The sequence below is a fragment of the Bradyrhizobium sp. UNPF46 genome (assembly GCF_006658625.1).
In the GTDB taxonomy this organism is placed as follows: Bacteria; Pseudomonadota; Alphaproteobacteria; order Rhizobiales; family Xanthobacteraceae; genus Bradyrhizobium; species Bradyrhizobium nitroreducens.
Map to the genome: position 1 here is coordinate 112456 of NZ_LFJB01000026.1, position 13113 is coordinate 125568.

The window sequence follows — 13113 nt, forward strand, 5'->3', positions numbered from 1 at the left end:
GCCGACGCGGATTCTCGAACGAATTCCTTGTGCTGGCGTCGGTTTGCGCCCCAGAGGAAGCGCAAGTGTAGGAAGAAGCCGAGGCATGAACGGGCATCGGCGCGAAGCGGGGAGTTCTCACTGAGGTACTATTTCACCTGCTCGCCATTTCTTCGTCTGGCGCGTGTAGTGGACCGCCGTTGAACTTCGGCGCCACTAGAGAGCCGCTTTGATCCTTTAGCGTCGATGACGATAGTATGGGCGGACGTACGAACCTCGCCTCGTGTGCCCACGGACGTAATGGCCGTTGCGATAATAGCTATGAACGTATGTTCCACGCCGATAGTGGCCCCGAACATATCCAGTTGAACTCCGGGACCTGACATATGCTATCGATACTGTCGTTGGCGCGACTGTGGGTGGTACGGGCGGCGGCACGGCCACGTTTGGAGGTGGCGCAAAGGTAACCGTTCCAGAAACGCCATCGCTCAGTGACGCAGTCCCGCGAAGATCGGGTGTCTTGACGAGATCCAACGTTCCAGTTCGTGCATCAGCACACGTCAGCGGCAGAGAGAGCGTTTCAGGCAATTTTCCTTTGTCATAGTGCGTATCGCACGAAATTACCCCAGGTTCGTCCGCAATATGAATGCCGATACCGGGCTTGCTGAGATCAAGCGTACCAACAAGCGCGACCGTCGGAAGCGCTGCCGGTGGAGGAGGTTTTGACGCGCAGCCGCCTAACGCCGCAACGAACGCAGCAATTGCGAACCTTCGGATCATTGCGCGCCCCCACGCCAATCGAGCCGAAGCCGATTATGCCGACTTTCGACCTCGCTGCAATGCTAAGTTGTAAGGAATGCAAACGCCGCGTTCGCACTCCGTCTACCCTCTGCCGTAGACCGCACGCCTTACGCTCGAAGCGCATCCGATTTCAGGAAAACCGGACATCTCTCTGTGCACCTTGATCCGACAAAGATCGGCTTCGAACTCCATTCGCATGGGCGTTCTCTTCCGCTAACATCCAACCAGAGAGAATCGCGGGGAAACCTGATGTTTGACATTACGCATGATGACGTTACCGGCCACTATTGGAAAGGCCTCACTTCGTTTCGCACCGCATTCAGCTATGGCGAACCTACCGCTCAACATCCGGGCGTCGGTGACACCATCGCCGCTTGGCTTCTGGAACGTGGCCTGCTTGAGATTGTCGATAACCCGCAATACCGAAACCATCCCAAACCCTGTTATCGCCTGACAGGACTTGGTTACGCCGTGCTTGAACGAGGGCAACGCGCGCAGCCACGCCGCAGACGAACCCCGATCCCAATGCTAAAATCCCGGATTCCGACGTTAGACTCTCGGACGGTCAAGCCGTCTCGTTAATCGCTGCGTGGCCGCTCCATTGAAGTCGCGCGTTAGCAAATGACACCTCAAAATTCGACAGAAGCTAAAGAGGGCGAGGCTAGCGGGCCGTGCTTCGTGGTTCTCAACACGGACCAGCCTATCGGCCTTGATCGCAAGCAGATCGCATCAATCCTCCTGCGGGCACGAACCTCGTCGAGGCATGCCAGTTAGCCGGCGCCCTGAGTGGCCTGACTCTCTTCGTCCGAGGTCATCCGATCTTGCCTTGAGGCTTTCCCTGTAGCTCAGCTATCAAGCGGAGCATCCTGAGCAAGATCTGCCTTGAATCGCTCAGCTTCTTCGCCAAGATCAGGTCGCTTCGCCCGGACATGCGCAATACCGCCTCCAGAACTTCGTCGGAGGTTCTGACGAGATCCACAAGATGTCGACCTGTCGGGCCATTCTTAGCTGAGAACCAATTCTTGACAGCTCGCTCATTGGCCTTGGTCAGTGCGACCACTGTCTTAACTGCGGCGTGCGTGCCGCCGAATTCTTTGCGAAGTGCATCAGCAATCGCACGAGCGAAATCAGCGCTTCCAATATCAGTGCGTGGAGTTTCGTAAGAGTTGACTGGAATTGCTTGAATCTTTCGGTCCTTTTTCGGAGGCGACATTCCAGCACTCCCTTGGGTACGCTTTACTATCCGCGATCATCAACCCGAATTCAGGTTGATCAATGACCGAGTAGTTCTCCCGTGCGACGTGCAAAACCAGCAAACGCCGAAGAGCCATCCAAAGGCCCGGCACGGGCGGCGCAATATGTGCGCATGTCTACGGACCACCAAAAGTATTCGACAGAGAACCAGAAGGACGCGATCGCCGCCTATGCCGCGCGCCGCGACCTCACGATCGTGCGTACCTACGAGGATCAGGGACGAAGTGGCTTACGCATAGAAGGCCGCGACGCTCTAAGGCAACTCATTGACGATGTTAGGAATCATCGAGCCGACTTCAGTGTCATTCTTGTCTACGACGTGAGCCGCTGGGGCCGCTTTCCGGACGCTGATGAGAGCGCTTATTACGAATACACCTGCAAGGAGGCAGGCATCAGGGTGCAGTATTGCGCCGAGCAGTTTGAAAACGACGGCAGCCTCTCGTCCACGATAATCAAGAGTATGAAACGTGCCATGGCCGGCGAGTATAGCCGGGAACTCTCAGCCAAAGTCTTTGCGGGGCAATGCAGATTGATCGGCCTCGGGTTCCGACAGGGGGGCTCCCCGGGCTACGGCCTGCGGCGTCAACTCATCGACGAACATCGGGCTCCCAAGGCCAGCCTTGCGCCCGGTGAGTATAAGAGCCTGCAAACGGATCGGGTCATTTTGAAGCCAGGTCCCCGCCAAGAGGTAGAGATCGTTCAGCGCATCTACCGTTCCTTCGTCCTCCAGCTAAAGTCAGAGGCGGAAATTGCCGCGATGCTTAATCAGGAGGGGATTCTCAACGAATTCGGCCGCCCTTGGAGTCGAGGAACGATCCATCAAATTCTCACCAATGAAAAATACGTCGGCAACAACGTCTACAACCGCATTTCTTTCAAGCTGAAGCAGAAACGGGTCGTCAATCCGCCGGAGATGTGGATTCGCGCTGATCATGTGTTCGATACCGTCGTAGACAGCGACTTCTTTCTAGCCGCCAAACGCATCATTGATGAAAGAAGCAAGCGCCTCACGGATCAAGAGATGCTGGAGCGCCTTACGTCCCTCCTTCGACAAACGGGGCATCTATCGGGGCTCGTCATCGATGAAATAGATGACATGCCATCCAGCTCCGCCTACCGAACGCGATTTGGAAGCCTCGTCCGGGCTTACCAGCTCGTTGGATACGAGCCAGGGCGCGACTACCAATACATCGAAACGAACCGGGCGCTGCGAACGATGTTTCCCGATGTGCTTGCCAAAGCCATAGCTGGAATCCGAGAGGCAGGCGGAACGGTCGAGTTCGATGAGCTGACCGATATCCTGACGATCAACGGTGAGTTTACCGCCTCCATCATCATTGCGCGTTGCCTGCATACGCAAGCGGGCCTCCTGCGTTGGAAGCTGCGGCTCGATACCAGTTTACGCCCCGACATCACAATCGCGATCCGGATGGACGGAAGCAACGAGCACATTCTCGACTATTACCTGCTTCCCAGCATTGATATGTCGACGGAAAACCTGCGTCTGGTCGAGGAAAACGGCATCTATTTGGACGCCTATCGTTTCGACGACCTAGACGCCTTCTTCTATCTTAGCGCACGGAACGAACTTGGAGTCGCCGCATGACCAATGAATCGACTCCCGAGATCGTCAAAATCTCCGTTGCAGACATTAGGGTGATCAACCCTCGCTCTCGGAACAAGAGGATATTCGGCGAACTGGTGACCAGCATCGCGCACCTAGGACTGAAAAAGCCTATCACGGTTAGTCGGCGCAACGGCCACGGCTTTGACCTAGTCTGCGGTCAGGGGCGTCTGGAAGCCTTCGTCGCGCTGGGACAAAAGGAAATTCCGGCCATCATCGTCGAAGCATCCGAAGAGGATTGCTTCGTGATGAGCCTCGTTGAAAATCTCGCGCGCCGGCACCATTCTCCACTCGAGCTTGTCTCCGAGATTGGGAATCTCAAGCAGCGCGGCTATTCGACGTCCCAGATTGCGGCCAAGATCGACTTTAGCCCGGAGTACGTCTACGCAATCTGCTCTCTTCTGGAGAACGGGGAACAGCGCCTGCTCGCGGCGGTCGAGAAAGGGATTATTCCCCACACCATAGCCATGGAGATCTCGAAAGCCAAGGACGGAGACGTCCAGAAGGCACTCGCGGAGGCCTACGAAGCTAATGCTATTCCAGGCAATCAAGTCCTAGCGATCCGGAAGATAATTGAACAGCGCAATCTCCTTGGCAAAGCCAGAACCACGACGGGGCCACGGCCGCAGGGTAAACGCGTAACGTCGGGCGCGCTGGTTCGGGCATTTCGGAAAGAGGCCGATCGACAGAAAATGCTAGTGAAGAAGGCAGGACTGGCCCAAGGCCGCCTGCTGTTTGTGGTCAACGCGCTGCGGATGCTGATGGCCGAGACACAATTCCTCAAGCTGCTGCACATGGAAGAACTACACACACTTCCTCGACCAATCGCGGAACGGGTGAAGAGCGCTGGAGACTAGCAATGGATACGGCCGAGGTAAGAATTGCCTTTGAGCAAGACATTGTCGTCCTTCCCTTTGAGGCGATCTTGCCTCTCAAGCAAGTATCCGACGAGACGAAGAAGCTCGTTCGATACAAGAGAGTAGCTCAATCGATCGCCGAGGTCGGGCTCATCGAACCGCTCGTCGTCTCGAAGGACCCCGACCAGCAAGGCAAGTATTTGTTATTGGACGGACACTGGCGCCGCGCGGCGTTGATGGATGCTGGAGAGATAAGCGTCCGCTGCATTTTGTCTCATGACGACGAGACTTTCACATATAACAAGCGGATCAACCATCTCGCGACGATCCAAGAATACTTCATGATCGTGCGGGCGCTCGCGCGGGGCGTATCAGAGGAAAAGCTGGCGAAAGCGCTCGACGTCAATATCTTGCATATCAAGCGGCGGCGCGCCCTCCTCGATGGCATCAGCCCCGACGTGATTGAGATGCTGAAGGATAAGATGGTCAGCACGGTAGCCTTCGATGTGCTCCGCAAGATGGGCGCGATGCGTCAGGTCGAAGTGGCGGAGTTGATGCTATCAGCATCGAACTTCACCATCGGATACGCACGGGCTCTTCTTGCAGCAACCAAGCAGGGCGATCTGGCCAAACCAGAACGGACAAAACGAATCGACGGGATGACCCCGGAGCAAATGGCGCGTATGGAGCGCGAAATGTCCACCCTTCAACAGGACTTCAAGGCGGTTGAGACCTCGTATGGGGAAGACGTCCTCCATTTGGTCATCGCCTGCGGGTACATCTCGAAACTCATCGGCAACAGGAAGGTCGAGCGGTACCTTGATCAAAATCACCCGGAGATCTTGAAAGAATTCAGATCGATCGTTTCTGTGACTTCGCTGGACAATCCCGTACCGGAGGCCGTCGCTGGCTAATGTACGGGACGTCGACTATTCCCCGCGTTTCAGGAACGCAACCGCTTCGCCCGCCTTGGACGCGGCGGTGAAGATGGCCCGCTTGTCGGCCTTCAGCACGTCCAGCCAATGCGCGAGGTATTGCGCATGGTCGGCACGCGGCTCAACCGCAATTCCAAGCTCGGCGCAAAGGAACGCGGCGCCAAGCTCGGCGACCAGCTCTTCCATCGCGTAGGCCTCGGTACCGAAGCGTCCCGACAGGTCACGGTCGCAACGATGAGCGGGGCCGGTCCAATGGGTCAACTCGTGGAGCAGCGTCGAATAGTAGGCCTCGGTGGCCGTTGACGTCACCGACCCGGTGAAGAGTTCACGCGGCGGCATATGGATCTCGTCCAGCTTAGGGATGAAGCAGGCACGGTGTCCACCATGGACGATTGCGGCTCCCGTGCGGGCAATGAACCCGTCGACATCCGGCAACTCATTGACGGCAGCCACTGGGGCTTGTTCGAGGCCTTCAACCTGGTCGGCGTTGAACACAGGGGTCGCTCGGGCGAACAGGCGGCTCTTGCGTTCGTCTTCACTACCTTCGTCGGACGCGACCTCGATCTCCTTGTAGAAAACGACGTAGGAGGCCTTCTGGCCCTTGCGGACGCTGGCGCCCTTGTCGGCCCACTGGCGGAACGTGCCCCAGAGGTGCGAGCCGTAGCCGTTGACCTGGGCCTCGACCCAGAGGGCGAGGACGTTGACGCCCCGGTAGGCGTTACCGGAGGAGATATTGACGGGTGCGCGCCCGCCGCTGCCGCGATGCCAGGGCATTTGCCACTGGCCTGCGCCGGCCTCGATCGCCGCAATGATGCGATCGGTCAGATGCTGATGGATGTCGAAGCGTTCCTTGCTCATGTCGTCTCTCCTTGTTTGCGGCCACCGGCCGTGCCGGCGACCGGAGAGACGCGGAGAGACGGACGCCGCACCCGTAAGGGCGCGCCTGCGCGAGGGCTTGCCCCTTGCGGCGGACGGAAATCTGCGTCAGGTCAGCCGATGAGCATGGCTGGGGGACGCTCAGGAGAGACGTACTGGGAAACGCCGAAATTGCAGCGGCAACGCAGAGTCAATCGCGGATGCGCTTGCAGAGTGCGGGGCAGAAATTACATTTGGGGTGTGGACAGGAGGGAAATTGCTTGGGCTGGCTTCCGGATATTACCGAAGGGACGTACCACCTCGGAAATGTGCTGTTTGGACTTGGCGCTCTCTATCTGCTGCATTTCGGTGGCATAGCTCCGCGAGGGAAATTCACCATTGCAGTCGAGTGCGTGCTGTTCGTGGTCTACGCGGGCTATTTCGTGATCTACTTCGATCAATGGGCTCGAATGCCCAAGGTGGGCTTCCGGGATCTCGCCGCCGTGACGCTGGTCTTCGCCGGTTATCTTTTTTTGGTGTGCAGCGAGATTGTCTTGGCGCTTTCAGGCGTTCTAACCAGATGGCGGGGAGAGAAGTGGGCTAAGGAGATGGATTACGTCTACCTGATGCTCGCAGCGGTCGGCCTGCTCGTATCAATCAATCGTCTGGACATAGTAGAAAACAAGCCCAACATACCTGACTTCTATGGGCCCTTTATGATAGCGACGGCGTTGGCCGTGAGAGCAGTCAAGACGAGAGCCGAGATCGGGGAGTGGAACAAGGACCGTAGGGGTAACGGTGATTAGATAACTGGGCATCAACGAAAAAGGCGCCAGATACGAAGTCCGGCGCCAGTCCATTCGAAGGCGTCAGGTAGCTGCTAGCCCTTGAAAGGTACGCACGGCCCATGCTGACGCCCCGCGCCCTTGCCGCCCTTCATGTTGTTGCCACCGGTCACCAGCATGGCCATGCCCTGACCGCATCTGACGTAAACCTTTTGACCCGGCTTGAGCATGCCGGGCGCGGGCTCTTCATCGAGAACCCTTGCCGACGCAGCTTGAGCGGTAAGGACGAACGTGGCGCACAAAGTCAACTTCGCTACCTTCGCAAAGGCGTTCGCTTTCAGTCTCATCAAAGACTCCTGAGAAGTTCGGAAAGATTGAGGGTGCTTTGGGTGGATCGTTCTCTGACGGCATCTACATCCGCTGGCCCTCCCATGCTGTGCGAGGTCAGCGCGCGTAGATCACGTCCCACCGGCCGTTATCGAGCTTCACGAAGCGAGCCGTGACGGTAATGCTGGTATCGAAGTAGGTGCACACGTAGCCCGGTTGGCCATTGGCTGGCGCGCAGCTCAGGTCGCGGATGCCGGGATGACCGGTCGCGCTCACGACGTCGTCTCGCGAGGGCCCGCCACAGCCGGCCAGGATTGAGGCCAATCCGATCCCGATGAGCGTGCGGGCGATCGTGCGTAAACGATGGCGAGCAGGCGGCGTGATTTTCTGAAGTGGCTTCATTTCGCGCTTCCCCAAGAGCGAGACATGACTCTGCAAACCAGCGCGCTGCTTGCGATAAGCAGACGCTAGTCGCGGGGATTACATGCGCGAAAATCCTGATTTACGCATGCGCTCGAAAAGCGCACGCTAGGGAAAAACAGGAAACGGCTCACTTAGTTTCATGAAACGCGCAACCTCACGAAAAGATTCAGTAAATTCGAACCGCCGAATTTGCTCCGTTCACAAGGGAAGGGGGCTTGCAAAAATCAGGAGTTTTGCAAGCGGACAACGGAACCCCATGCGCGTGTACGGGTACGCCCGTGTCAGCACCAGCAGCCAAGAGCTGGACATCCAGCTCGCCCAACTCGACGCCGCCGGGTGCCAGAGGGTGTTTTGCGAAAAGGAAAGCGGCACCAAAGACAATCGCCGCGTGCTCTCCCAGCTCCTTCGGAGACTGCGGCCTGGCGATGTCGTGATTGTCTCGGCCCTCGATCGCCTGACGCGCGGCGGTCCCTTCAAGATGCTGAGCATCCTGGCCGAGATCACCTCGCGTGGGGCCGCCTACAAATCCCTGGCCGAGCCTTGGGCGGATACAACGCATGAACTTGGTGAGGTGCTGGCAGCCCTTGTGGGTTACATCGCCCGCAAGACCCGCGAAGACATCATTCGCCGCACCGGTGCCGGACGCGAGCGCGCCCGACAGAACGGCGTTAGATTCGGACGCAAGCCGAAACTCACTATGGCGCAGCGCGAAGCCGCATTGACGAGACGCCTAGCGGGAGAAACACAGGAGGCCATTGCCAGGACCTACAACGTCAGTTGCTCCACCATATCCCGGTTGAAGTCGACCAGCAGCAATGGGTAAAAGGCGCGGGATCGAACGGAAGTCTGAGGGACGGTTCAATGACGGGATGGATGGTGACAGTCGCCGTTGTCAGGGATAACGGCGATATCGGCCATGAAATGTATGCGGTGGCAGTCGACGATCCGAACCAGGCCGTGCAGTCTGCATTGGAGGCCGCCAATAGCGACGCCGCAGTGATCAACGGCGAGATTGACGCAGCTTCGATCAAGAGCATTGGGCTGAAGGTTGGCGAGGTACTGAAGGTCCTCGACGAGAAGTCTGATCCCCTCACCAGCCGCACGAGGCGCCACTAGGCAAAGACTGCAAGACGTGTCCTGGCGCTTGGTAGCGGCTCTGTCGCACGGGCCATGCCCATACGTGGGCATTGGCCATGGCAGCCCATCTGCGCCGGACACGGCGCCACGTCAAGGGCGGCCTGCCGCTCGTCCTACCCTTGACGTGGTGATGGGGCCGCGCGAACCGATGTCAGACATAGGTCAATTCTCTAATGCCCAACCATCTTTCACAGGCTTAGCTCGGTTGTGCGCGTTGCACTCTTGGCTCCGCGCCAGGACAAATGCGACACTGACCATATGGTGCACATACTGCTGTGGCTGTTGCGAGCCGCCGTGCTGGCGGTGCGCCTTCTGCTCTGGGCATCTCTTTGCACTCTAAAGGTTCTTCATACGCTTCACCGATGGTCTGGCTTCAATCCTGGTGGCGCACTCGGCTCCGCCCGCTTCTCCAGCCGATGGGAATTGTTCTGGTCGGGGGCGCGCCGAGGATCTGGACCCATCGTCGGCCGAGTAGGCCGTTCTTTTTTGCGCTTCAACAAAGACGGCATGATTGCCGTGTTCGCCCCGATGGGCGCCGGCAAGGGCGTCGGGATCGTCATCCCCAACCTGCTTGATTATCGCGGCTCAATCGTCTGCACCGACATCAAGGGAGAAAACAGCGCAATCACGCGACGTAGAAGAGAGACGCTCGGCAGGGTCCGCGCGCTGGATACCACGGACCCGCACCGCTCGGACCACTTCAATCCGCTCGATATGATCCGCGCCGGCACTTTCCACGAGCGGGACGATGCGGAGGCGCTCGCACGCCTCATGATCATTCCGGATGAGAAGACCAGCCACTGGGACGCCAAGACGGAGGGCCTTCTCGCGTGCATCATCCTTCACGTCATGCGACTGCCGCCCGAACAGCGGAATCTCGCGCAAGTCCGGACACTGTCCACCCTGCCTCCAGAATCCCTGAAGGACCTCTTACAGTCGATCAGCGTCTCGGGGCCGAGGGCCGCCGCCGAAATCGCTGCCAGCTTCCTTTCCATGGACGGCAGCGAAGAGTTCAGGAGCATCCTGTCCAACACCGAGAAGGCCACCCGCGTCTGGACGGGCGGAGGCCCTGCTGGCGAGATCAGCCGGTACTCTGATTTCAAGCTCGGCAACTTGGTTACCGAGGTTAAGACGCTCTACCTGGTCGTCGATGAGGAAAAGCTCGACATCTACGCAGGCTTCCTCCGCGTGATGGTCGGCAGCGTCCTCAATGCGCTCACGCGCGCCAAAAACCTGCCGCGCCCCAAGCGCAAGGTTCTCCTGCTGCTCGATGAAGCCGCCGCCCTTGGCAACCTCGAGCCACTGGAACGAGGGGTCGGCTATTTACGCGCCTACTGCACGCCGCTGCTCGTCTTCCAAGACATGAACCAACTCCGCGCCATCTACCGCCGCGCCGGGTCATTTCTCGCCAACGCCGCCTGCAAGGTATTCTTCAACGTAAGCGACCTGGACGCTGCCAAATTCGTATCGGAGATCGTGGGGCAGACCACATCCCTCTCCCGAAACCAAGGCACCTCGCACAGCAACATCGACCCTATCCGCCAACACCACTCGCTTGGCCAATCCGAAACGGGACGCTGGCTATTAGACCCATCGGAGGTGATGCGGTTGCCCGGCAGGTACGCGGTTGTCATCTACCGCAGCGATATCCTCCGCCACCCGGTACTTGCCCGCAAGGTCAACTACCGCTCTTGGCTTAGCCTGCGCTGGCGCGGCAAGTACGACTCGTGGCCACCACGCCCATCTCCTGCAAAACCGCCAGAGACTGCGGTTTCTTGAGTGTCAGGAGAAGGATTTGCGCGGTCAACGATAAGCCTGGGAGCGTATTGGCTTATCTTGATCATTGCTCTGCTGCCCTATGGGCCGCGCAAGATATGCCACCTTTTGGTGTGCACATGAAAATCCTGAACCTTCCGCTGAATGGCGACCGGCGCTCCCACGGCAAGGCGCCGTTCATCAGAATCCTCCCCGCCGAAGTGATCGACCGCCGCCTCGAAGCCTACAAGGCAGCAGCGGCACAGAATAACTTCACGGGAGACGAACTGACCGGGATCTTCGACACGGCGAAAGCCAACGCCACCAGGCGAACTCTCACACGGGCGTAATCGCGCCCTTGGAAACGAGATGGTGCCGGGTTCAGTGAACCCGGCATCGTCGTCATTCCGGCATCCATAGCCTGACCCTGCCGGAGGCCAGATCACGCGCCTGCCACCTTCCGAGCCGGTTAGCCCATATGGAGCGGCGCACCAACTGACTCTCGCGAATTCCGAGCAACGCAAGGAAGAGCAGGTCCAGTTCTCCCAGCCAGTAGGCGATCTCGATCAACCGCTGCCGGGCATGCTCGCGCTTCGCAATAAATTCATCCCGCGTCTCATCTTCACCCTCCTCGGCGAGCCTCTGATAATACACTCGCCGTTGCCGCAGCCGCGCGGCATGTCGCTCGGCCTTGGCGGACATCTTCTGGAATGAGCGCGCATTGCTCGTGAGTCGGCTCATGACCCACTGCGCACGGCTGCCCTGGTCAAACTGGGGATAGTTCACCTCGCGCAGAACCGGAGCCTGCCTTGCGTCTTTCCTTCGCTTCGGCCCTACCACACGGACCCGACTCTCCGGCTTGAGACTGCCCGCATTCCTGACCTTCGGGCCAATGTGGATTTCAGGCTTACGCGACAGCTCAGCCGCAAGTCGACGGTTGCCAGACCAAACCGCCTCTGCACGTTGAACTGACAGCTTTCGGTGATCAACCCGCGCAGCATGACCGGCCCGCTTCAGCACGCGGTTTTGATGCTCCGCCCAGGCCTTGCGCCATTTTGCGAGCATGTCTTCGCTGTTCCAGCCCCGTGTCTTGACCCGCCGCAGTCCTCCGCCGCCGGCCTGGCGCATGGTCAGCAACACATGCACATGATGGTTGCGCGGATCATCCCCTTTCTCGGGCACAGGCGCATGGATCGCAAAATCGGCGACCATCCCCAGCTTCACAAACTCCTGCCTCACGAACGAACGGACCAACTCCAGACGCTCCTCATCGCTGAGTTCATGAGGCAACGCCATGTTGATCTCGCGGGCCAGCTGCGCATCCCTGCGCTTCTCCATCCGCTCCACGGCATTCCAGAGCTGCTCCCGATCAAACATCCAGTCCGCTGCATCGTCAGGAGCCATGATCTCCGCATGCACAACGCCCCTGCGTCGCCGATAGTCCGCATCGACGCCGCGCCGCTCGTCCTTCAACAAAGCTCCGGCCCGATAGGCCGCCATGGCCACCACCGAGCGCCCCTCGGAACGTTTCACCGGTTGTGCTGAAAGGTGATACGAAGCCATTTCCCCCAAGACCTGTCGCGTTAGCGACACCTTACGGCCGCTGTGTCGGCCGTGCACCTATGTCGCGCAGCGATGTATAAGTGCGCCCTTCCCCACCCAACTATTCTCCAACGCGCCAAGCGTTGCTCTTCTGCGGTAACTCCACCATTTGTTTGGGCTGAAAAACAAAGAAAAGTTCAGCTACTTGAATAACAACGGATGACTGACAATCACTTACCGACGAGGCTTCGTTGGCTTTCGCTCTAGCTGAAGCTCATCCTCCTCGTGGCGACTCTTGACGGACTGGACATCCAGCTTTTCCAGGTAGGTAAATCTAGCGGTCGCCAGCATGATTTCCTTCTTGCAGCCCCCGAGCTGCTCGCGGAGTCGTTCAACTGCCTCTGGCGGAGCCTGCGACAAACGCTCCTCTAACGCTGCTTCCGTTGTCTTCAGCTTGTGAATCTCCCACCGCAGATTGGATAACTCGCGGTGGCGATCACGGTCTTCCTCCTCACTCATACACTTCCCTAAAGCTGATCTTCCAATATTTCGGCAAGCTGTTTCTCAAGATCGAATGTCTTATCGATGAGTCCAAGGACGTGAATGCTAAGGTCGATAGCTTCATTGGCGTTGGCCAGCCGCCGCTTGTAGTCTTCCAGCACATTCAGAGCGCGTTTATGATCTTCGCTGCGGCCCTGATCGGCAAGAATACCTTCGAGCCATTCAATCTTTTCCTTGTAGGCACGTTGCCTTTCGAGCCACTTCTTCAACTGCAACAGCTGGCGTTTTTGCATGAGTGAGAAGCCGGTTTCCAAATCGTCCACGTCTGAATCGTACGA

At 58.3% G+C, this 13113-nt stretch carries 14 protein-coding genes; 8 read left to right on the top strand and 6 right to left on the bottom strand.

Annotated features, from left to right (window positions below; genetic code table 11):
• Nucleotides 1–1591 precede the first annotated feature (1591 nt).
• A complete protein-coding gene (locus tag UNPF46_RS11840; RefSeq protein WP_181769894.1) occupies nt 1592–1993 on the bottom strand; it encodes a hypothetical protein in 402 nt (133 codons plus the stop codon).
• An 81-nt stretch (nt 1994–2074) separates the two neighbouring features.
• Here UNPF46_RS11840 and UNPF46_RS11845 point away from each other — a divergent pair, with 81 nt between their 5' ends.
• From UNPF46_RS11845 to UNPF46_RS11855, 3 genes are read left to right on the top strand one after another with little or no spacing between them, the layout of a single operon-like run.
• Nucleotides 2075–3640 carry a recombinase family protein gene (locus tag UNPF46_RS11845; protein ID WP_283811663.1) on the top strand — a complete coding sequence of 522 codons (1566 nt, stop codon included), beginning with the start codon at nt 2075–2077 and terminating at the stop codon, nt 3638–3640.
• Nucleotides 3637–4515 carry a plasmid partitioning protein RepB C-terminal domain-containing protein gene (locus UNPF46_RS11850; protein WP_142250123.1) on the top strand — a complete coding sequence of 293 codons (879 nt, stop codon included), beginning with the start codon at nt 3637–3639 and terminating at the stop codon, nt 4513–4515. Before UNPF46_RS11845 ends, UNPF46_RS11850 begins: the two co-directional genes overlap by 4 nt.
• Before the next feature lie 2 nt (nt 4516–4517).
• Nucleotides 4518–5429: a plasmid partitioning protein RepB C-terminal domain-containing protein gene (locus UNPF46_RS11855; RefSeq protein ID WP_142250124.1), complete on the top strand. Its 912-nt coding sequence runs from the start codon at nt 4518–4520 to the stop codon at nt 5427–5429.
• 15 nt (nt 5430–5444) lie between these two features.
• Here the strand turns inward: UNPF46_RS11855 and UNPF46_RS11860 are convergent, their stop codons facing one another.
• Nucleotides 5445–6308: an ArdC family protein gene (locus UNPF46_RS11860; RefSeq protein WP_142250125.1), complete on the bottom strand. Its 864-nt coding sequence runs from the start codon at nt 6306–6308 to the stop codon at nt 5445–5447.
• Between the two features lie 278 nt (nt 6309–6586).
• Here UNPF46_RS11860 and UNPF46_RS11865 point away from each other — a divergent pair, with 278 nt between their 5' ends.
• A complete protein-coding gene (locus UNPF46_RS11865) occupies nt 6587–7111 on the top strand; it encodes a hypothetical protein (RefSeq protein WP_142250126.1) in 525 nt (174 codons plus the stop codon).
• Nucleotides 7112–7185: 74 nt separating this feature from the next.
• On the opposite strand, the gene UNPF46_RS11870 is transcribed toward UNPF46_RS11865, so the two are convergent.
• On the bottom strand, nt 7186–7437 hold the full coding sequence (locus tag UNPF46_RS11870; RefSeq protein WP_142250127.1) for a hypothetical protein: 252 nt from the start codon (nt 7435–7437) through the stop codon (nt 7186–7188).
• Nucleotides 7438–7534: 97 nt separating this feature from the next.
• Nucleotides 7535–7819, bottom strand: a complete 285-nt coding sequence (locus UNPF46_RS11875) for a hypothetical protein (protein ID WP_142250128.1) — start codon at nt 7817–7819, stop codon at nt 7535–7537.
• 277 nt (nt 7820–8096) lie between these two features.
• Here UNPF46_RS11875 and UNPF46_RS11880 point away from each other — a divergent pair, with 277 nt between their 5' ends.
• The 4 genes from UNPF46_RS11880 to UNPF46_RS11895 all read left to right on the top strand — a co-directional run bounded on the left by UNPF46_RS11880 (nt 8097) and on the right by UNPF46_RS11895 (nt 11082).
• Entirely contained in the window at nt 8097–8663 is a 567-nt protein-coding gene (locus UNPF46_RS11880) for a recombinase family protein (RefSeq protein WP_142250129.1), read from the top strand.
• A 38-nt stretch (nt 8664–8701) separates the two neighbouring features.
• Nucleotides 8702–8956 carry a hypothetical protein gene (locus UNPF46_RS11885; RefSeq protein WP_142250130.1) on the top strand — a complete coding sequence of 85 codons (255 nt, stop codon included), beginning with the start codon at nt 8702–8704 and terminating at the stop codon, nt 8954–8956.
• Nucleotides 8957–9235: 279 nt separating this feature from the next.
• On the top strand, nt 9236–10756 hold the full coding sequence (locus UNPF46_RS11890; protein ID WP_142250131.1) for a type IV secretory system conjugative DNA transfer family protein: 1521 nt from the start codon (nt 9236–9238) through the stop codon (nt 10754–10756).
• 116 nt (nt 10757–10872) lie between these two features.
• Nucleotides 10873–11082, top strand: a complete 210-nt coding sequence (locus UNPF46_RS11895) for a hypothetical protein (RefSeq protein WP_142250132.1) — start codon at nt 10873–10875, stop codon at nt 11080–11082.
• A gap of 52 nt (nt 11083–11134) precedes the next feature.
• Here UNPF46_RS11895 and mobQ read toward each other — a convergent pair whose 3' ends face one another.
• Together mobQ and UNPF46_RS11905 are read right to left on the bottom strand one after the other, a co-directional pair.
• Nucleotides 11135–12295: a MobQ family relaxase gene (gene mobQ, locus UNPF46_RS11900; protein ID WP_142250133.1), complete on the bottom strand. Its 1161-nt coding sequence runs from the start codon at nt 12293–12295 to the stop codon at nt 11135–11137.
• 506 nt (nt 12296–12801) lie between these two features.
• A complete protein-coding gene (locus UNPF46_RS11905) occupies nt 12802–13098 on the bottom strand; it encodes a hypothetical protein (protein WP_142250134.1) in 297 nt (98 codons plus the stop codon).
• Between the last annotated feature and the right edge of the window lie 15 nt (nt 13099–13113).

What these genes read in the sequence shown, in the direction of transcription:
- UNPF46_RS11840 (WP_181769894.1), bottom strand. Translation starts at nt 1,993, where the DNA reads ATGTCGCCTCCGAAAAAGGACCGAAAGATTCAAGCAATTCCAGTCAAC.
- UNPF46_RS11850 (WP_142250123.1), top strand. Translation starts at nt 3,637, where the DNA reads ATGACCAATGAATCGACTCCCGAGATCGTCAAAATCTCCGTTGCAGAC.
- UNPF46_RS11855 (WP_142250124.1), top strand. Translation starts at nt 4,518, where the DNA reads ATGGATACGGCCGAGGTAAGAATTGCCTTTGAGCAAGACATTGTCGTC.
- UNPF46_RS11860 (WP_142250125.1), bottom strand. Translation starts at nt 6,308, where the DNA reads ATGAGCAAGGAACGCTTCGACATCCATCAGCATCTGACCGATCGCATC.
- UNPF46_RS11870 (WP_142250127.1), bottom strand. Translation starts at nt 7,437, where the DNA reads ATGAGACTGAAAGCGAACGCCTTTGCGAAGGTAGCGAAGTTGACTTTG.
- UNPF46_RS11875 (WP_142250128.1), bottom strand. Translation starts at nt 7,819, where the DNA reads ATGAAGCCACTTCAGAAAATCACGCCGCCTGCTCGCCATCGTTTACGC.
- UNPF46_RS11880 (WP_142250129.1), top strand. Translation starts at nt 8,097, where the DNA reads ATGCGCGTGTACGGGTACGCCCGTGTCAGCACCAGCAGCCAAGAGCTG.
- UNPF46_RS11885 (WP_142250130.1), top strand. Translation starts at nt 8,702, where the DNA reads ATGACGGGATGGATGGTGACAGTCGCCGTTGTCAGGGATAACGGCGAT.
- UNPF46_RS11890 (WP_142250131.1), top strand. Translation starts at nt 9,236, where the DNA reads ATGGTGCACATACTGCTGTGGCTGTTGCGAGCCGCCGTGCTGGCGGTG.
- UNPF46_RS11895 (WP_142250132.1), top strand. Translation starts at nt 10,873, where the DNA reads ATGAAAATCCTGAACCTTCCGCTGAATGGCGACCGGCGCTCCCACGGC.
- mobQ (WP_142250133.1), bottom strand. Translation starts at nt 12,295, where the DNA reads ATGGCTTCGTATCACCTTTCAGCACAACCGGTGAAACGTTCCGAGGGG.